This is a genomic window from Streptomyces sp. KL2 (assembly GCF_046529545.1).
Taxonomy (GTDB): Bacteria; Actinomycetota; Actinomycetes; order Streptomycetales; family Streptomycetaceae; genus Streptomyces; species Streptomyces radiopugnans.
Window position 1 is genome coordinate 5991941 of record NZ_CP127170.1, and the last position, 18466, is coordinate 6010406.

15 protein-coding genes and 4 pseudogenes are annotated in these 18466 nt (G+C 71.1%); 5 read left to right on the forward strand and 14 right to left on the reverse strand.

Features of this window, described 5'->3' with window-relative positions:
- Window positions 1-196: 196 nt before the first annotated feature.
- Together QPK52_RS26850 and QPK52_RS26855 are read right to left on the reverse strand one after the other, a co-directional pair.
- Window positions 197-1626, reverse strand: a pseudogene (locus QPK52_RS26850) (RHS repeat protein); the annotation flags it as partial.
- Between the two features lie 404 nt (window positions 1627-2030).
- Entirely contained in the window at window positions 2031-2936 is a 906-nt protein-coding gene (locus QPK52_RS26855; protein WP_410540096.1) for a helix-turn-helix domain-containing protein, read from the reverse strand.
- A gap of 158 nt (window positions 2937-3094) precedes the next feature.
- On the opposite strand from QPK52_RS26855, the gene QPK52_RS26860 reads away from it, so the two are divergent.
- The 3 genes and pseudogenes from QPK52_RS26860 (at window position 3095) to QPK52_RS26870 (ending at window position 5091) form a co-directional block, all read left to right on the forward strand.
- The gene (locus QPK52_RS26860; protein WP_410540097.1) at window positions 3095-3877 is read left to right on the forward strand and encodes an SDR family oxidoreductase; all 783 of its coding nucleotides are present in this window, start codon (window positions 3095-3097) and stop codon (window positions 3875-3877) included.
- Between the two features lie 43 nt (window positions 3878-3920).
- Window positions 3921-4831 (forward strand): annotated as a pseudogene (locus QPK52_RS26865) (SDR family NAD(P)-dependent oxidoreductase).
- A gap of 29 nt (window positions 4832-4860) precedes the next feature.
- On the forward strand, window positions 4861-5091 hold the full coding sequence (locus tag QPK52_RS26870) for a tautomerase family protein (protein WP_410540099.1): 231 nt from the start codon (window positions 4861-4863) through the stop codon (window positions 5089-5091).
- 113 nt (window positions 5092-5204) lie between these two features.
- Here the strand turns inward: QPK52_RS26870 and QPK52_RS26875 are convergent, their stop codons facing one another.
- Window positions 5205-5621, reverse strand: a complete 417-nt coding sequence (locus QPK52_RS26875; protein WP_410540489.1) for a Tn3 family transposase — start codon at window positions 5619-5621, stop codon at window positions 5205-5207.
- Between QPK52_RS26875 and QPK52_RS26880 the strand changes: the two genes are divergently transcribed.
- Window positions 5609-5839 (forward strand): hypothetical protein, encoded by a 231-nt coding sequence (locus QPK52_RS26880; RefSeq protein WP_410540100.1) that lies wholly within the window; start codon window positions 5609-5611, stop codon window positions 5837-5839. The two genes, QPK52_RS26875 and QPK52_RS26880, sit on opposite strands and share 13 nt — an antisense overlap.
- A gap of 37 nt (window positions 5840-5876) precedes the next feature.
- A complete protein-coding gene (locus tag QPK52_RS26885; RefSeq protein ID WP_410540101.1) occupies window positions 5877-6590 on the forward strand; it encodes a hypothetical protein in 714 nt (237 codons plus the stop codon).
- Here the strand turns inward: QPK52_RS26885 and QPK52_RS26890 are convergent.
- From QPK52_RS26890 to QPK52_RS26940, 11 genes and pseudogenes are all read right to left on the reverse strand, one after another.
- A complete protein-coding gene (locus QPK52_RS26890) occupies window positions 6568-7176 on the reverse strand; it encodes an IS3 family transposase (RefSeq protein ID WP_410540102.1) in 609 nt (202 codons plus the stop codon). The two genes, QPK52_RS26885 and QPK52_RS26890, sit on opposite strands and share 23 nt — an antisense overlap.
- Window positions 7125-7427 (reverse strand): IS3 family transposase, encoded by a 303-nt coding sequence (locus QPK52_RS26895; protein ID WP_410540103.1) that lies wholly within the window; start codon window positions 7425-7427, stop codon window positions 7125-7127. Before QPK52_RS26895 ends, QPK52_RS26890 begins: the two co-directional genes overlap by 52 nt.
- Window positions 7428-7521: 94 nt before the next feature.
- Window positions 7522-8772 carry an FAD-dependent monooxygenase gene (locus tag QPK52_RS26900; RefSeq protein WP_410540104.1) on the reverse strand — a complete coding sequence of 417 codons (1251 nt, stop codon included), beginning with the start codon at window positions 8770-8772 and terminating at the stop codon, window positions 7522-7524.
- Window positions 8751-10166, reverse strand: a complete 1416-nt coding sequence (locus QPK52_RS26905; protein ID WP_410540106.1) for an MFS transporter — start codon at window positions 10164-10166, stop codon at window positions 8751-8753. Before QPK52_RS26905 ends, QPK52_RS26900 begins: the two co-directional genes overlap by 22 nt.
- A gap of 82 nt (window positions 10167-10248) precedes the next feature.
- Window positions 10249-12780 (reverse strand): FtsX-like permease family protein, encoded by a 2532-nt coding sequence (locus QPK52_RS26910; RefSeq protein WP_410540107.1) that lies wholly within the window; start codon window positions 12778-12780, stop codon window positions 10249-10251.
- Window positions 12777-13604 (reverse strand): ABC transporter ATP-binding protein, encoded by an 828-nt coding sequence (locus QPK52_RS26915; RefSeq protein WP_410540108.1) that lies wholly within the window; start codon window positions 13602-13604, stop codon window positions 12777-12779. The genes QPK52_RS26910 and QPK52_RS26915 overlap by 4 nt, the downstream gene beginning before the upstream one ends.
- Window positions 13605-13738: 134 nt before the next feature.
- On the reverse strand, window positions 13739-14413 hold the full coding sequence (locus QPK52_RS26920) for a response regulator (RefSeq protein WP_093663234.1): 675 nt from the start codon (window positions 14411-14413) through the stop codon (window positions 13739-13741).
- Between the two features lie 12 nt (window positions 14414-14425).
- Window positions 14426-15658 carry a sensor histidine kinase gene (locus QPK52_RS26925; protein WP_410540110.1) on the reverse strand — a complete coding sequence of 411 codons (1233 nt, stop codon included), beginning with the start codon at window positions 15656-15658 and terminating at the stop codon, window positions 14426-14428.
- Window positions 15659-15715: 57 nt separating this feature from the next.
- A pseudogene (locus QPK52_RS26930) lies at window positions 15716-16389 on the reverse strand (acyl-CoA desaturase); the annotation flags it as partial.
- 349 nt (window positions 16390-16738) lie between these two features.
- Window positions 16739-17124: pseudogene (locus QPK52_RS26935) on the reverse strand (ATP-binding cassette domain-containing protein); the annotation flags it as partial.
- Window positions 17125-17797: 673 nt separating this feature from the next.
- A complete protein-coding gene (locus tag QPK52_RS26940) occupies window positions 17798-18397 on the reverse strand; it encodes an NAD(P)H-dependent oxidoreductase (RefSeq protein ID WP_410540111.1) in 600 nt (199 codons plus the stop codon).
- Between the last annotated feature and the right edge of the window lie 69 nt (window positions 18398-18466).

Consider the following 18466-nt stretch of genomic DNA (forward strand, 5'->3'; position numbering starts at 1 on the left):
ACCCCGCCCCGCTCTGGCTCTCCTTGTCCCTGCGCTGCGGCAACGCTGTCCGCGCGGACCCTTATCCTCTGGGCAACCTCTGCGGCCGCCGTGCAGGCCGCCACGGGGGAGCCGGCGACATGGACACTGCCCGGAAGGGAGCACGGCCATGGCCGATGGCGCCCCGCACCCCCAGGCCGCCGACAGCTGGTGGTCTCGCCTCGGCCGTCATTGTGGAAGTGCGGCCGTCGTCGTAGGTGTACGCGATGGAGCCGCCGCTGTACGTGCGGGTGAGCATCTGCCCGGCGGCGTCGTAGGTATAGGCGAAGTGCCGGGTCTTGGTGAGGTTGCCTGCCGGGTCGTAGCCGTAGGTGGTCGTGTACCGGGCGGGGTCGGCACCGGTGGTGTTGCCGCGCGGGTCGATGGCGGTGACCTGGCGGCCGTGGGCGTCGTAGGTGTATCTGGTGGTGTGGCCCAGTGGGTCGGTGACCACCAGCGGTCGGTTGATCGCGTCGTAGGCCGTGGTGGTGGACGCGCCCGTGGGGCCGGTGACCTTTGCGGTGTTGCCGGCCGCGTCGTAGGCGTAGCTGGTGGTGTGGGCGGCCGGGTCGGCCCCTGCGGCATTGCCGCGTGGATCCGTCTTGGACAGGACCCGCCCGGCCTTGTCGTAGATGAACGTCGCCTTCTCGCCCAGCGGGGTGGTGACCGAGGTCCGATTGCCCGCCGCGTCGTACCCGTACTCGGTGACCCTGCCGCGCGGGGTCGTCACGGTCGCGATGGCGCCGAGCGAGGTGTACGTGTAGGCGGTCTTGCCGCCCTGCGGATCCGTGGTCGTAGTCAGCTGGTTTGACGCGTTGTACGCGTACGCCGTCTTGTTGCCGCGGCCGTCGGTGTGGCCGGTGACGTTGCCCGCGGCGTCGTAGGTCCAGCTCTCCGAGTTGCCGAGGGACGACGGCGCGCTGCGGGTGAGCATCCGGCCGGCGCTGTCGTACGTCATCGACGTGGTGTTGCCGCGCTGGTCGGTGATGTCGACGGGCCGCAGATGGCGGTCGTAGTCGTAGGTGATGCTCTTGCCGTACGGGTCGATGGTCTCCATCAGCACGTTGCCGGAGTAGACGTCGGTCCACACCCCGCCGTCGGGGGCCGTGGTGTGCGACTCGCGGTCGCCGTCCCAGGTGAACGTGGTGGTCTTGCCGTTCTGGTCGGTCTGGGACGTGATGCGGTCGGTGGCGTCGTAGACGTTGGTGACCTTGCCACCCTCCGGGTCGGTGTAGGAGGACAGCCGCTTGTTCGCGTCGTACGCGTAGGACGAGGTCTTGCCGGCAGGGTCGGTCACCGAGGTCAGCAGGCCGTCGGTGTAGCCGTATGACACCGAAGTGCCGTCCGGCAGGCTCACCTTGGACAGCAGCCCGTCGGTGCCCGTGGTGGTGCGGCCGGTGGCGTCCTTGACCGAGGCGAGTTCGCCGGAGACGTACGTCAGGCTCAGCCCCTTGCCGGCGGCGTCGACCACGGAGGTGAGCTGACCGCTGCTGTCGAAGGTCCGACTGGTGTGGTCGGGCGTTGTGATCGTGTAGTCGCCGGTGCCCTTGCCAGCTTGGCCGCCGACCCCGCCGGAGCCTTGTACGTCCCGTCGCTCGCCTGGGTGAATGCGTGAGCGCGGCGTCACCCGGCGCAGGCGGTGTTCGCTGACCCGGCCTGCACGACGACCAAACCCGCCCCGGACCTGATCGGCCGCGACCTCCATGCCGAGCGCCTCGGGACCGAGCTGATCTGCGACATCGCCTATCTGCCCACCGCAGAGGTCGGTTCTCCCTCGCCTGCCGACCGAACCTGGCCACCCACGAGGTCGTCGGCTACGCCATGACCGACCACCTATGAAACGCCGGCGCTGCCGCGCCCGGTCAACCTGCCGCTGCGGAGACCATCCCGTGAGCGTGAGGAAAACGGGAATCAGGGGGGTCATCGTGAGCCCCGGGCCGGAGAACATATCTCTGCGGGGGTAGGGACCGCCACGCCTTGCCGGGAAGGCGGTCCCCCCTCGGCGGCGCGGGTCAGGGCTGCGATCCGGATTCCGTCGCGGACAACCCCTCCGGTGCCGTGCCCTCCGTGACACCCAGGTCCTGGGTCCCTATGACGGACAGCAGTTCCAGTTGCTCGGCTCCCGGGCTTCCGGGCGGGGCGGTGAACCACAGCAGGCGTTGGCGTCCGTCTTCGCTGAGGAGGTTGTAGCAGTCGAGTTCGATGATGCCGAGCGTGGGGTGGACGATCTTCTTGTGGTCCATGCGGCGCACCGCGACGTCGTGGGTGTCCCAGAGGGCTGCGAACTCCTGGCTGCGGCGGCGTAGCACGGCGATCATCTTCGTGACCTCCGTGTCCCGGCCGCGCTTGGCGGCCGCTGCTTGGAGGTCGGCCACGAACACCCGGGAGTGGTGCGGGTGATCCTCGGGCGGGTACCTCTCGCGCGCCTGCGGGTCGGTGAACCAGCGGTACACGAAGCTCGCCGCCGGGCCGCGGTGTGCCGGGGACTTGCCGAGCAGGTTCCTGGCCAGGTCGTTTTCCACCAGGGTTTCGTGCAAGTCGGTGATGACGCGCGCGGGGGTGTTGGACAGCCGGTCCAGCAGTCCGAGAAGCGCGGGCTGCACGTGCGCCGACGGTCCGTGCGCTGACGGAGGGCCCGGCCGTTCGGCGAGGTGAAACAGGTGGTCGCGCTCGTCGCCGTTCAGGCGCAGGGCTCGGGCGAGGGCGGCCAGGGTCTGGGCCGAAGGCTGCACGCCGTTCTTCGCGCTGCCGCGTTCCAGCTCGGTGTAGTAGTCGGCTGACAGCCCTGCCAGCTGGGCGACTTCCTCGCGGCGCAGCCCGGGGACGCGCCGGCGCGGGCCTTGGGGGAGACCGACCTCGGCGGGGCGGATGCGGTCGCGGCGTGTCCTGAGGAAGGCGCCGAGTTCTGGAAGGTTCACCCCTTCATGGTCGCGCGCGCGCCGAGCCGTAGCCAGGGGGTGGCATCCCCTGGGTAAACGCAGCCCTGGCTAGGGGTGGGGGACCGGCCGATCGTGGATGACGCAGCAGGGCGACGGCGAGACCGCGGCCCGACCCGCATTCACCACAGGAGTCAGTAATGCCCATCCCTACTTCCCTCGACGGGACCGCTGCCCCGGCTCAGCCCTCCGCCTCACCCCGTGTCGCGATCGTCACGGGCGGCTCGCGCGGCATCGGCCGCCGGACCGTCGGGCGGCTGGCCGCCGACGGATACGCCATCGTGGTCGGCTACGCCGGCAACCAGGACGAGGCCGAAGCAGCCGTGAAGGAGGCCATCACCGGCGGCGTCCGGGCGATCGCGGTGCGTGCCGACGTCGCCGACGAACACGCCGTCGCGGCCCTGTTCGACGCGGCCGAAGCAGAGTTCGGCGGTGTCGACGTCGTCGTGCACGCGGCCGGGCGGGCACACATGGCGCCGATCGCCGAGCTGGACCTGGCCGTCCTGGACGACCTGCACCGCACCAACATCCGCGGCACGTTCGTCGTCGTCCAGCAGGCCGCCCGTCGGGTGCGCCCCGGCGGTGCGATCGTGACGTTCTCCACGTCCGTGGTGGGGCTGGCCTTCCCGGGCTACGGCGCATATTCCGCCAGCAAGGGCGCGGTCGAGGCGCTGACGCTGATCCTGGCCCGGGAGCTGCGGGGCCGGGACGTCACCGCCAACGCCGTCGCGCCCGGCCCCACGGCCACCGACCTCTTCCTGGACGGCAAGGACGAGGAGACCATCGCCCGCCTGGCCGCCCAGCCCCCGCTGGAGCGACTCGGTACCCCATCGGACATCGCCGAGGTCGTCGCGTTCCTGGCCTCCCCGGTCGGCCACTGGGTCAACGGACAGGTCGTCCGCGCCAACGGCGGAATCATCTGAACCGCCCGCCCAGCCACCCCATCGATCAACGAAAGACCCTGTCATGAGGAACGACGACACCGGAAAGGCCATCCTGGTCACCGGGGTCTCCAGTGGCATCGGGGCGCTGTCCGTGCGTGCTCTGGCCCTCGCCGGTCACACCGTGTACGCGGGCATCCGCCAGATGGCGACCCGTAACGCGACCGCGGTGGCCGACCTGGTGCGCTACGGCACCGACCACCGGGTCGACGTGCACGCCGTCGAGCTGGACGTCACCTCCCAGGACTCCGCCGACGGCGCAATCGACCGGATCGTCACTGAGCACAGCCGACTCGACGTGGTCGTGCACAACGCCGGGCACATGGTCCTGGGCGCCGCCGAGGCGTTCACCGCCGAGCAGTTCGCGGACCTGTACGACGTGAACGTCCTGGGCACCCAGCGCGTCAACCGCGCCGCCCTGCCGAAGTTGCGTGAGCAGGGCTCGGGGCTGCTGGTGTGGATCGGCAGCACCAGCACCCGAGGCGGTTGCCCCCTTTCCTGGCCCCGTACTTCGCCGCCAAGGCCGCGATGGACGCCCTGGCCGTCAGCTACGCCGCCGAGGTGCTTCCGTTCGGCATCGACACCGCGATCGTGGTGCCTGGTGCGTTCACCACCGGCACCAACCACTTCGCCAACGCAGGCACCCCCGCCGACATCGACCGTGCGGAAGCCTACGACCAACGTCACCAACCCCTTATGGACGACCTGGGCAAGCGCCTGGCCGCGCTCATCCCTTCGGACGCCGATGCGACCGAGGTCGCTGAAGCCGTCGCGCGACTGGTCGCGATGAAGCACGGCACCCGGCCTCTGCACACCCACATAGACCCCAGCCGGGATGGCAGCGAAGTCGTCTCCGCGGTCGCCGACCGCCTCCGCGCCGACTTCTTCCGCCGCATCGGACTGGACAGCCTGCTCACCGCAGGCAGCTCCCTGTGACACCCCACTGAGAGAAGGAACAACCAGCCATGCCTTTTGCGAACTTCAAGGTCCCCGAGAAGACCCTCACCCCGAAGCAGAAGGAGGAGATCGTCATCCGCACCACCGAGCTGTACGTCGAGATCTACGGCGAGCGCGCCCGCAACAACACCATGGTTCTGGTCGAAGAGGTCGCCGACGGCGGCTGGGGCATCGCCGGTAACGTGCTCACCCTCGCTATGCTCGGCGAGGCGACACCGACCGACACCAACGCCGCCTGACCGCACCGGCCGTCATTCGGCCAAGACACCACCTTGAAACCGAAGGCCACCGGGGCGAGCGTCCGGCCAAACGGCCTCGTTCATCCGGGGGCCGGTGAGATCGGCGAAGTCCTTCAATGTGTCCCCGCACTCGATCGGTCTGCGATATCCGCCGGGGTGCGGGGGCGGGGCACGGCAGCGGTCAGCCCCAGGTCGAGCCGCTTGTCCATGTCCAGGCGGAAGGTGCCGTACGGGTTGACGTTGGACCAGAACAGTGCGGTCAGGCCGCGCCGGTCCTCGTCCCTCAGATTCTTCGCCCAGGCCGGCTCGGCCAGGACCTGCTGCACCAGTAGCGTGTTGACATGCACGAGCGCGGACTGGAGCAGATGAAGCACGAGCATCGGCGCCCCGGTGTGCTCCTTGTCCGGGCCGGTCAGGGCGCCGCCCTTGCCGTAGTAGGGCACGGTGTTCGCGCTGTTCCAGTTCTCGACGACCTGGAGGCCGCCATGGATCTCCCGGCGCAGGCCGGGCCCGGCGAGTGAAGATCGCAGCTCAGGTCGACCGGGAGCTGCCCGGCCTCACCGACCGCGAGCGTTGGCGCGTCCTCGGGGCGGAGGACCTCGTGCGGCGCCGTGAGCAGGCCCGCGCGGAGCAGGCCCGCAGCGAGCCGCCCGTGCGGCTGCCCGGGAAGCGGCCAAGCGGCCAAGAAGAACGGCACCGGCCGGACGAAGAAGCCGAAGCGGCGCACCGGCACGGCTCCGCGCCGTGACGGCCGCGAACCGCTCAGACTCGGTACGGCGATCAGCATGATGATGACCGAACGCGGCATGACCACTCCGGCCGCCGGCGGCAGCGTCCTCGCCCAGTCCGACGCCATCCTCACCACGGCCGCGCCCGACCTCGCCGGGCACATCCAGGCCGTGGGACTCGACGCGGACACCAGCTGTCTGGACGCCGCCCCCGACGCGCCCGCGTACGGCACGAAACTGCGCTGGAGCACACCGAAGTTGACCGCGGTGGCCGGCCGAGCCGGCGCCCGGCTGGCCGACGTCTTCGGGGCGAAGGCCAGCCGGAACACGGTCCTGCGACTGGTCGACGCGCTCCCGGAGCCGCAGCCGCGGACCCCGCGGGTGGTCGGCGTCGACGAGTACGCGATGCGCAAGGGACGTGTCTACGGGATGGTCTTGGTCGACGTCGGGACCCGCCGACCAGTTGACCTGCTGCAGGATCGCGAGGCGGGCACGGTCGCGGCCTGGCTGGCCGAACGCCCGGGGGCGAGGTCGTCTGCCGTGACCGTGCTCCGTTCTTCGCCGAAGGCGCCAGCATTGGGGCACCCACTACCGTCCAGGTTGCTGACCGTTTCCACCTCTGGCGCAACCTTGGCGAAGCCGCCGAGCGGTGCATCTCCCGCCATCGCTCGTGCCTGTGCGCGACCACCGCCGAGACGGCCCCGCAGAAGGCAGAGGTCGGGCCTTGACCCCGAATCCTGGACACCGGTTATGCGGCTGGCGTCAGCGTAGTTGATGTTGTTCGGAAGGTGTTCTCGTAGGCGATCGGGCTGCGGCGCCCGGGGCGGGAGTGGCGGCGTCGGGTGTTGTAGCGGTGCAGCCGGCGGAACGCGTCGAGGCGGGCCTCGCGCTCGCCGGCCCAGCGCTTGCGGCCCTGGAGCGTCTCGCGCTTGAACGTCGCGTTGAAGGACTCGGCGAGCGCGTTGTCCGCCGAGCTGCCGACCGCGCTCATGGAGTGCCGGACGCCCGCTGTGCGGCAGGCGCCGGCGAAGGCGGCGCTGGTGTACTGGGCTCCGTGGTCGGTGTGCAGGACCACTCCGGTGAGGCCGCCGCGGGTGAGCTCGGCGGCGGCCAGGGCGTCGGTGACGAGATCGGTGCGCAGGTGATCGGCCAGATCCCGGTCGGCCAGGCGGCGGGAGGCGAGGTCGATGACGGTGGCCACATACAGGAACTTCCCGCCGCCCAGCGGGAGATAGGCGATGTCGCCGGCGTACCGTCTGTTCGGCTTGCTTGCGGTGAAGTCGCGGCCGATCAGGTCCGGGGTCTTCACCCCGGCCGGGTCCGAGATGGTGGTGCGGTGTCTGCGCCGCAGCCGCACGCCGGCCAGATTGATGCTCGCATCACGCGCGCGATGCGCTTGTGGTTGACGCGCTCGCCCGCCTCGCGGAACTCGGCGGTGATCCTGGGGACGCTGTAGGTGCCGTCCGACTCGCGGTGCACGGCCCGTATTCGTGCGGCGAGAACGGCGTCGTCGGCCTGCCTCGCTGCCCGGCCCGCGGCTGTCGCGCGCCGGTGGTGGAAGCTGGAGAACGAGCTCGTCGAGGCTGCCGACGAGGAACAGTCGAACAAGACGATCGCCCGCTACGGCCGCGCGCCGACCCGCGCTGACGACACGACACGGGTCGGTGACGGAACGGCTCGACTTGTTCCAGATGGAGTTCCATCAGCCAGCAGGGCCCGACCCGGCTCGGCGGTCATGCCGGCGCAGGGGCTCGAGCAGAGTGAGTGCCGAATGAGCCAGTTTTCCCTCCGCCGGGGGCATGGCGCTGAGGCTGCGCAGTCGTTCGTTGCGCTGCTCCAGGGCCTGGGCGGTGGTGGGGAAGAGGGTGGCGCCGCCCCGGTCGACCAGCCCTTGGTTCGCGGTCACGAACTGCCGGGTGTCGCGTTCGTAGGCGGCGAAGCCCGCGCCGTGACCCCGGTCCGCGAGGCAGCCGGCGAGCATGTACGCACCGACGAGCGCGAGGCTGGTGCCCTGTCCGGTGAGGAACGAGGGCGCGTACGCGGCGTCGCCGACCAGCGCGGTCCTGCCGTTGGACCAGCGGGGCATGTGGATCTGGCTGACCCCGTCAAAGAACAGGTCCTCCGCCTCGCGCAGGGCGGCCAGCATGTCCGGGACCTCCCATCCCGCGTCGGCGAAGACCTTGGCGACCAGGTCGCGTTGGGCTTGCGGGTCCCGGAACGCGTCCATGGGCGGCTCCGGCCGGGCGAAGTTCAAAAAGGCGTGCACCTCGTCGTCGTCCCCCACGGCGTAGAGTGCCGCGGCCCTGCCCGGGGCGTTCCACATCACGGTCTCGTGGGAGAGCCCGAAGGTGTTGCGCATGGTGAACACAGCGAAGCAGTAGCCGAGGTAGCGGTGGAACTGCTCTTCAGGGCCGAACAGCATCTCCCGGGTGCGCGAGTGCATGCCGTCCGCACCGAACACCATGTCGAACGTACGGCTGCCGCCCCCGCGGAAGGTGACGTCGACCCCGTGGTCGCTCTGGTCGAGGGTGTCGATGGAGTCGTTGAACAGGAACTCCACGTCGTCACGGACCGCCGTGTACAGCGCTTCCGTCAGATCCCCGCGCCGTACCTCCAGGTCCCGTCCCGCGACGCCGCCGGTGACGGCATGCGGGTGCAGGGAGGTCACCTCGCTGCCGTCCGAGTCGAGGAAGGTCAGCCGCCGCAGGTCGATGTGCGCGTCCCGCAGCCGCGGCAGGATCCCCATCCTCCGGACGACTTCCAGTGCGGTGCCGCGCACGTCGATGGGATAGCCACCCCCACGCAGGGTGGGCGCCTTCTCCACGACCGTGACCGCGTATCCGTAGCGGTTCAGCCAGAACGCGAGGGCGGGCCCCGCGATGCTAGCCCCGGATATCAGGACCTTGCGCCTCGGCGTGCTACGGACATCCGTCAGCTGATCGGTGAGGGGCATTCCTTGGCTCCTTTGGGCATGGTGCGAGTGACGAACAGAGCCAGCGACGTGACGACGCCGGCTATGACGAAGCCGGTGACGTAGGCCGATTCGGCCGCGACCTCCGACCCGGAAGGGGTTGCGGCGGTGAGGAGCGCACCACCGAGCTGCCCGCCCACGGCGTAGCCGAGTACGCGGCTCACCAGGATCAGGCTGGTGGCGATGCCGGTGTCCTTGGCATCGACGGCCGTGGCGGTGCTGGTCATCATCGCTGTGACGCACAAACCGTTGGCCAGCGCGATCAGCGCCTTGCCGACGACGACGTGCCAGACCTCGGTGTGCACGGACGCCAGGACGACCAGGGAGACGGCCATCATGACGACCCCGGTGTTGACCACGGCACGCGAGCCGAAACGCCGGTCCCCGATTCCGCCGAGCGGCCCGGCCAGCGTCGCGGCGACGGCGCCGGGCAGTAGGAGGAAGCCGATCTCGGTGGCGCTGGCGCTGAATCCGTACCCGTCGCCGCGCTCGTCGAGCAGCTGCGGAACGAGATAGGCCGCCATCGAGGTGCCGAGGCAGATCACGAATGTCAGCGCACACGCCTTCCAGATCGCGGGCCGTGCCAGCATGTGCAGATCGATCATCGGAGAGGCCGCACGCCGTTCGACGGACACCCAACCGGCGACGAAGACGGCCAGAGACACGACGAGGGCGCCGAGCACGAGTGGTTGCGAGGCCGCTTCGGGCGCCAGCGCGAGTACGAGCATGAGCGTGACCAGCATCCCGCTCAGGAGCAGCAGGCCGGGCCAGTCGATGCCGGCGTCGTCCGACCCGCCCGGCTGGTCGGACGGCATGAGCCTGTTCACGAGCAGGGTGGCCCCGATGACCGCGATCGTGGGCAGCGCGAACATCCAGTGCCGGGAGAGCTCTTCCGCCACCGGCCCGGCCGACAGCATGCCGACTATCCCTCCCCCGACGAAGAGTCCGCTGACCACCCCGATGGCGACCCTCGACTCTCCCGGGGGCAGGTTTTTGCGCACGACGATGAACGACAGGGGAAGCGCGCCCACCATCGCCCCTTGCAGCACCTGCCCGAGCAGCAGTACGGGCAGGTTCGGGGCCAGGGCGGACACCGTGCCGCCGACCGCGACGACCGCCATCAGCCGGATCAGGACCCGTTTCCCGCCGTAGCGGTCGCCGAACATGCCTGCCAACGGCGTGATGAGTGCCCCGGAGATGAGGAGCACGATGCTGAGCAGTGCCCCTTCGGACTGGCTCATGTCCAGTTCGCGTTCCAGGAGCGGGATCGTCGGTGACACCACCGACTCCAGAGCGCCGGTGAACAGTGCCAGTAAACCGAGGGCTCCGACAGCGGCCTTCCCGATGGGGACCGGGGGATCCAGGGTTGTGGTCATGAGTGTCCTTTCCGTCGTTGCCGGGTGAGGAAGGGGGCAACGGGGGGCGCGCACGGCATGTGGCGCTGCCGCCCCGGATGGGCTAGGACCAGCGGCGCAGCGCGGCCCGGGCCGGCAGCGTGACCGCCAGCAGGGCCAGGCCGCCGGCGGCGACCGCGAAGCATCCGTACACCAGCGGAGGCACGTACGGCATGTCACCGGTCACGCCGCTCATCATCGGGATCAGCGTGGCCGCGGCGATCGCGGAGCCGAGGACCAGGCCCACCACGGCGACCAGCAGGCCCTCCCAGCGGAGCATCGTCATCACCTGACGCCGGGTGGAGCCGACGAGGCGCAGCATGCCCAGCTCGCGGCGGCGGTCCAGGACCGTCATCACCAGGGTGTTGACCGCGGCGACGGCGGCGAACCCGCCGAGGACCGCGGCCATGGTGTTGTTCATCCAGGCGCCCAGCTTCGCGTCGCGGTTCTGCTCGGTGGCGTAGCCGGAGGCGTCGGTGACCTCGCCCAGGGCGGTGAGTGACTTCTCCGAGCCGCCCCGTACCAGGAGCGTGCTGTCGAAGCCCGAGGTGACGTGCCCGGCCAGGGACGCCCGGTCCATGGTCACCGTGGCCACGCCGAGGCCGCGGCCGTAGACCGCGACGATCTCGGGGCTGACCTCCGTCCCGTCGGGGAGGTGGAGCGGGAGCCGGTCGCCGACACCGGCGTCCGCCGAGGTCGCCAGGGTCTTGTCGATGGCGATACGCCCCTCGCCGAGCCGGTCGAGGCTGCCGTCGTGTACGTCCAGGTCCTGCACCTTCGCCAGCTCGGCGCCAGAGCCGGTGACGCCCTGGGCGGTCGCGCCCTGGAGCGACTTGAACTCGCCGGAGCCGGTCGGCACCAGCACCTGCGTGTTCAGCAGCCCGACGGCCGCCTCCACGCCCGGCGCGCGGGCGGCGCGTGCCGCCGCGTCCACCGGGAGCCCGGCCGGGTCCGTCACCACGTGGTCCGCGGTGATGCCCGCGCGCAGCTGCTTGTCGGCGGCGTGGGTCTCGCTCGTGTGCATGAACACGAGGGTCGAGGAGAAGGCCACGGCGAGCACGATCGGGGTGATCGCGGAGGCGAGGCGGCGGGCGTTGGTACGGGAGTTGGCGGCCGCGAGTTCGGCGGACGGGCCCGCGCCGCGCAGCGGGAGGCCGAACAGGCCGGCGCACAGCCGTGCCACCAACGGGCCGAGCAGCCCGACGGCGAGCATGAAGAGCATGACGACGCCGAGGGCGGCGCCGGCCGCGTCGTCCCCGGCGGAGCGGGCGGACACGCCGGTGAGGATCGTGCCTCCGACGAGGGCGCCGACGCCGAGGAGGGTACGGAGCAGACCGGGCCGCAGCCGCTCCACCGACGCGTCCGACAGCGCCTGTCCGGGCTTGATCTTCGCGGGCCGGCGCCCGGCCATCCAGCCTGCGCCGAGCGCGGTGAGCAGCCCCATGACGACGGCGGCGAGCAGCGGGAGCCCGGAGACGTGCAGGTCCACGGCGCGCGGGATGGCGTCCCGGTCCTGGAGCTGCCCGAACCACCAGTGGGCGAGCCCGATGCCGGGCAGGCAGCCGATGATCCCGGCGAGCGGCGCGACGAGCAGTGCTTCGGAGGCGACCGCGCGGCGGACCTGCCGCGGGGTGGCGCCGACGGCGCGCAGCAGGGCGAACTCGCGGGCCCGTTGACCGACCGAGAGCGCGACGGTTCCGGCGGCCGTGAAGACGGCGACGATGGCGGCGATGCCGCCGAAGGAGCCGCCGATTCCGAAGAGCGTCACCTTGGCGTACCCGAGGCCCGGGTCCTCGACGGCACCGCGGTCGTCGCCGGTGTGGACCTGGACGCCGGAGCCGGCCAGGGCCTGCTTCACGGCGCCGGCGAGGGCGTCGGCGTCGGTGCCGTCCTCCGCCAGCACGACGACGGCGTCGGCCTTGCCGGGATGCCCGGCGAGCAGGGGGGCCTGGGTGTCGGCGAACCAGGTCAGGGCACCCGCGTCGCCGGAGTCGCGGGCGGTCTCCGCGGGACCGGCCTCGGCGACGCCGGCGACGCGGAAGTCCTGCCGGCCGGCGGCGGTCTCCAGTACGACGGTGTCGCCGACCGCGGCGCGCGCGGCGCGGGCCGTTCCCGCGTCGAGGACGACTTCCCCCTCGCGGGGTGCGGAGCCGGTGGTCAGCGAGGTGCCGGTGAAGGTGTGCGAGCCCCATCCGTGCGCGGTGAGAACACCTCCCGGAACAGTCAGTGCACGGGCGCCGGCGTCCACCGCGCGCACCGGGAAGGTGAAGTCCGCGACGGCGGTGGCCGCACCCGGCGCCCCGGCGGCCTTCGCAGCCAGCCCGGCGTCCATCCGTGCCGTGTCCGGCAGGGGCGTCGCCTCCTTCTCGCGGTCCTCGCCGCTGCCGGTGACGACGTACTTGTTCTGGTCCGCCGCCGCGACGACCGGCGCGTTCGCGTACCGTTCCGGCGGCACGGAGGCGCGCAGGCTGGTCTCGAGCAGGATTCCGCAGGCCGAGACGACCAGTGCGGACATCAGCAGCGCGAGGAAGGTCCCCGCGAAGGACGCGGGCTTGAAGCGGACGGCCTCACGGGCGAGTCCGTTGGGGCGCCTCATGCCGCCACCCCCGCCATCGCACCGGAGCGGGAGGCGCGCGAGGTGAGCACGGCCATCCGTGCCGCGATCCGCTCCACCGAACCGCGCTCGAGGTGGTCGGCGAAGGCGCCGTCGGCGAGGAACAGCACACGGTCGGCCCAGGCGGCCGCGGCCGGGTCGTGGGTGACCATGACAACGGTGGCGCCCAGAGCGTCCACCGCGTTGCGCAGCAGGCCGAGGACCTCGGCGGCGGTGCCGGTGTCGAGGGCGCCGGTGGGTTCGTCCGCGAAGATCACGTCGGGGCTGGTGACCAGGGCGCGGGCGACGGCCACGCGTTGCTGCTGACCGCCGGAGAGTTCTCCGGGCCGGCGCTTCGCCTTGTCGGCGAGTCCGACCTGGGCGAGCACCGCCTGCGCCTGGCGCCGGTCCTGGCGCTGCCCGGCCAGGCGCATGGGCAGCAGCACGTTCTGCTCCGCGGTCAGCGACGGCAGCAGGTTGAACGCCTGGAAGACGAAGCCGAGGCGGCTGCGGCGCAGCTCGGTGAGCTCGTTCTCGCTCATGCCGGTGATCTCCGTGCCGCCGAGGCGCACGGATCCCGCCGTCGGCCGGTCGAGCCCGGCAGCGCACTGCAGGAAGGTGGACTTGCCGGACCCGGACGGGCCCATGACCGCGGTGAACGTGCCGCGCGGCAGGGCGAGGTCGATGCCCGCGAGGGCGTGCACCGTGCCCGGCCCGCGGCCGTACTGCCGCCGGACGTCGCGCAGTTCGACGGCGAGACCGGGCGTGGCGGCCGGGACCTCGGGCCGGTTGTCCGCCTTCTGCCGCTTGCCTCTGCGTAGCCTCATGTCCCGTCTCCCTCTCACGTGCACTTTCTGTGACGGGTGAAGAGTGCGGGGACGGCTGAGCGCCGGGCGTCATACCGGGGAGCCAACTTGGGGGTGCTACCGCGGTAGGGGGTGGAGGAGGGGCGGGGGCGGTCCTACTCGCCCGGAGCGACCAGCCCCGACTCGTAGGCGAAGACCACCGCCTGGGCGCGGTCGCGCAGGCCAAGCTTGGTCAGGACGCGGCTGACGTGCGTCTTCACCGTCTGCTCAGCCAGTACCAGCGTCTGCGCGATCTCCCCGTTCGACTGCCCGCGGGCCACCAGCGTGAGGACCTCGGTCTCGCGTTCCGTCAGGCCTTTGAGCCGCAGCGCGGGCTTGCCCCGGACGGCGGAACGCTGCTTGGCGAAGTCCGCGATGAGACGGCGCGTCACGGAAGGGGCGAGCAGCGCGTCGCCCGAGGCCACGACGCGGACCGCCGCGATGAGGTCGGCCGGCGGCGCATCCTTGAGGAGGAAGCCGCTCGCGCCCGCCCGGAGCGCCTCGTAGACGTAGTCGTCGACGTCGAAGGTGGTGAGCATCAGGACGCGCGGCCGGTGTGTCACACCGGGTGCCGGTTCCAGGAGGCGGCGTGCGGCCTCCAGCCCGTCCATCTCGGGCATCCGCACGTCCATCAGCACGACGTCCGGGTGGGTACGCCGGCTCAGCTCGACGCCCTGCGCGCCGTCGGGGGCCTCGCCTACCACGTCGATGTCGCTCTGGGCGGCCAGCAGGGCGGCGAAGCCGGCCCGCACCATGGCCTGGTCGTCGACGATGATGACGCGCGTCGTCACGTGAAGTCCTTTTCAGTCAGGGAAGTTCAGGGGAAGTTGGGCGGCGACCCGGAAGCCGCCGTCCGGCAGCGGCCCCGTGTCGAGGCTGCCGCCGACGAGCCGCACCCGCTCGCGCATGCCGACGAGACCGTGCCCGGTGCCGCCCACCTCGAGCGGCCCGTCGGGTGGCTGGGGCGGCGGTCCGTTGACGACCAGGACGGTGAGCCGCGCACCGTCCTGCGGATCGGACTCCGTCACCGACAGCGACACCTGCGTGCGGGCACCCGGTGCGTGCCGCACGACGTTCGAGAGAGCCTCCTGGACAATCCGGTACGCGGACAGGCCGACCGCCTCGGGCACCTCGACGTCGCAGGGGGTGAACTCCACCGGCCCGCGGGCCCTCGCCGTCACTTCCACCAGCTGCCCGATCTGCGCCAGGCCCGGCTGGGGCACGAGCTCGCCGTGCGCCTCCTCGTTGCGCAGCACGCCGAGGAGCCGTCGCATTTCGCCGAGCGACTCGCGCGCGGTCGCCGCAATGGACGTGAACTCCTCCCGCACGTCCGGAGGCAGCTTGTCGAGACGGTACTCCGCTGTGTCCGCCTGCACCGTGATGACGGACATGTGGTGTGCCACCACGTCGTGCAGCTCGCGGGCGATCCGGGCGCGCTCCTCCAGCAGCGTCCGCCGGCCACGTTCGGCCTCGCTGATCGTCTCCTGCTCGACCAACCTGCGCTGCACCTCGGACCGCTCGCGCAGCGCACCGCCCAGCAGGAGCGCGACGCCCCCGAGGATGGTGAACAGCAGGCCCATGGCGCCGAAGCCATGGGGCGCGACGAACCCCAGGGCCACGTTCGCGGCGGCCGTGGCCAGCCACACCAGCAGCAGTGTCCGGCGCCGCTCGCGCAGCCCCAGGGCGAGGCAGAGGCCGATGTACCCGACGATCTCCATGGGCGGGAACGGCCACAGCAGCCGCTCCTGGAAGTCGACGGTGAGCAGGGCGAGCGCCCCGGCAACGTCCGCGACGAAGACCACGTACCAGGCCTGCAGCGGCCGTACGACGGCGAGCAGCAGCGGCGCGGCCTGCGCGACGGCCAACCCGCCGGCGACGCCTCCGGTCAGGCCGTAGTCGGCGGTGAGGACCACGATGGTCGTGGGCAGCAGGGCGACGCACAGCACGAACGCCACGGCCCACGGCAGCAGCCGCACCCATCGCCGCGAAGCCCCCGCGAGCAGTGCGCGCGGGCGTTCCTCCTCCACTGAGGTCATGCGCACCAGCCTATGTGCGCCGCGACGGCGTCCGGAGTGGCGCAAGGCGTCGGCTCCTCATATGTCGGCACGCAGCGGTTCTCCCACTTCGTACATGTGCCGCAGGGCCTGACGGTGGGAGTCGACGAGGTCGGTCTCCGCGTAGGGGATGCCGAGGTCGCGGCAGCGGGCCTTCACCATGGACTGGGCGAGCCTCGGGTGCGGGCGGGGCATGCTGGGGAACAGGTGGTGCTTGATCTGGTAGTTGAGGCCCCCGAGGAACCAGTCGGTGGGGAAGCTGCCCCTGACGTTGCGGGACGTGAGGACCTGGAGCCGCAGGTGTCCCCACTTCTCGCCGTCGAGGTCGGGCATGTCCATCCCTTTGTGGTTGGGCGCGAAGGCCATGCCCAGGTGCGGCCCGAACAGCGCCTGGTGGAGCGCCGCGAGGACGAGTGCGTGCGTGAGCGGCATGGTCGTCAGGAGGAGGGTGACGTACCCGGCGAGGTGGGCGACGAGGAGCGTGCCCTTCACCAGTCGTTCGCGGCCGGTCTGACGGCGCAGGTCCTGGAAGCCGTGGAGCTTCAGGGCCAGCCCTTCGAGGAGGGTCAGGGGGAAGAAGAGCCATGCTTGGTGGCGGGTGAGCCAGCCGCGGAACCCCGTGCGGGTGGCAGCCTGCTCGCTGGTGAGGACGAGGACGTCGGCGGCGACGTCGGGGGCCTCGTCCCGGTGGTTGGGGTTCCGTGGTGGCGGTTGGGACTTGTCGCGCGGTGGCGTTCCCGCGGTGCGGCGGAGGCGAGCTTCGCCGTGTGCTGCCGGCACGCGTGGTCACTACGGCGGTGGTCGGCAACGTCCTGAAGCGGCGCATCCATCCGTCTCCCTCTGTCTCGTCCGTGGGAAGACGAGAAGGTAGAGACGCGGTGGACGCCGGGGCGTCACACCAGGGAGCCAAGACGCGGTGATACCCGGGTAGGGGGTTGGGCCAGGTCCGGTCACTGCGCGGCACGGGCCGCACCGCCCCCGGTGGGCCCGCCCCGCGCGCAAGGACCTTCCGAAACGACCGCCCTCCCCTACGCCACGCTCTCCCCGCGGCCGCGACGGGCCCGGCGCCCCGCTCTCCCGCTGCTCGAACTGTGTCCGGTACAGCTCGGTGCAGCGGCCGTCGGCCGCCAGGAGCTCGTCGTGGGCGCCGCGTGCTACGATCCGGCCGCTCTCGATCACCAGGATCAGGTCGGCCGCGCGGATGGTGGACAGGCGGTGGGCGATGACGAGGGTGGTGCGGTCGACCAGGGCCTCAGTCAGGGCCTCCTGAACGGCGGGTTCCGAGGTGTTGTCGAGGTGGGCGGTGGCCTCGTCGAGGATGACCACGTGCTGGCGGGCCAGCAGCAGCCGGGCATGGTCATGCGCTGGCGCTCGCCGCCGGAGAGGCGGTAGCCGCGTTCGCCGACCACCGTCTCCAGGCCGTCCGGCAGGGACCGTACGAGGGTGTCGCCTGTCGCGCAGGGCGGACCAGCCGCCGAGGCCGTAGACCAGCGCGAGGCCGTCCATCCGACAGCCAGACACGGCCCTCGACTCCCTGCCCCTGGTACCGGTCGGCCGAGGCGGGGGTAGCAGGACCCGCACGAACGCAGTCGGGCAGCTCGCCGCCGCACTGCGCGCAGCCGGGCGGCGAAGGCGGCGTCCATACGCGATACCGGTCGCCTGTCCGCACCATCGGCCGCCGGGCGGCGCCCCACGAACCCCTGCCGCCCCAAGCGGCGGCAGGGCACGCCGACTGCGTCCGGAGGGGTACAAGGGCCGACCCGGCGGCCCTCAGGGGGCGGGTTCTTCACCGGTGCTGTCCATCGCCGTACGGCACCACCGCAGTCCGGTGCCGTCAAGGACCAGAAGGTGACTGCCCGGGACAACTGCGGTCTTGGCCATGGCGGACAGCAACCCGTCGGCCAGTGCGGTGCCGTCCTTTCCGTGTGGGAGGTCTGTTTCGGCACGGGCACAACGGCGGAGTGCTGCGCGGTGACAGGTGACACCCTTACGGCGAGACGGTCATCGTGCCTGGAGCCGGGGCCGGCTCGGCGTTCCGATGTCCCTTTGGAAGCGCAGCAGTCGGCGTCCCTGACTGCTCTGCCGCAGGATCTCACCGGTTGAAAGGCTGTCTGGCCTGCCTCATTCCTTCAGGCGGGCATGGATGGCTTCGCTGATGGTCCGCACCGCACGGTCGACATCTCGCACTGTGGCCTCGGGGGTGAGCTGTTCGGATTCGTAGATGAACGCTGTGGAGCCGCGCCGGCTGCCGCAGTAGTCGATGATGCCGTGCTCGATCTGCGTCCGCAGTGCGCTCTCGTATCCGTGGCGCTCGTATGCACCGGAGTCGTCGCCGGCGATGGGGAGGAGATGTGTGGTGAGGCCCTGCAGTTTCGGCTGCAGACCCGAAGCGGGGGAGTGTTCGAAGGCCCATCCGTTGACGAAGACACGGTCGATCCATCCCTTCAACAGTGCAGGCATCGACCACCAGTACACGGGGAAGACCAGCACGAGATCGGTGGCGCGCTCAAGACGACGGTGTTCAGCCGTGACGTCAGCCGGATAGTTGCCGCCGTCGTGGTACGCCCGACGATCCGCCGCAGTGAACCGGGGGTCGAACCGCTCCTTGGCCAGGTCGGCGATCTCGACCGAACCGGGTTGAAGCGCTGCCTGAAGTCTTCCCAGCACGTGATGCGTCAGGGACCGGGGGTCGGGGTTGGCGGCGACCAGCAGGGTATGCATCGATGGCTCCAGTTACGTGAAGATACGGACGTCAACAGGTGGTGTGGATGTGCGGGATGGCGTGCGGTG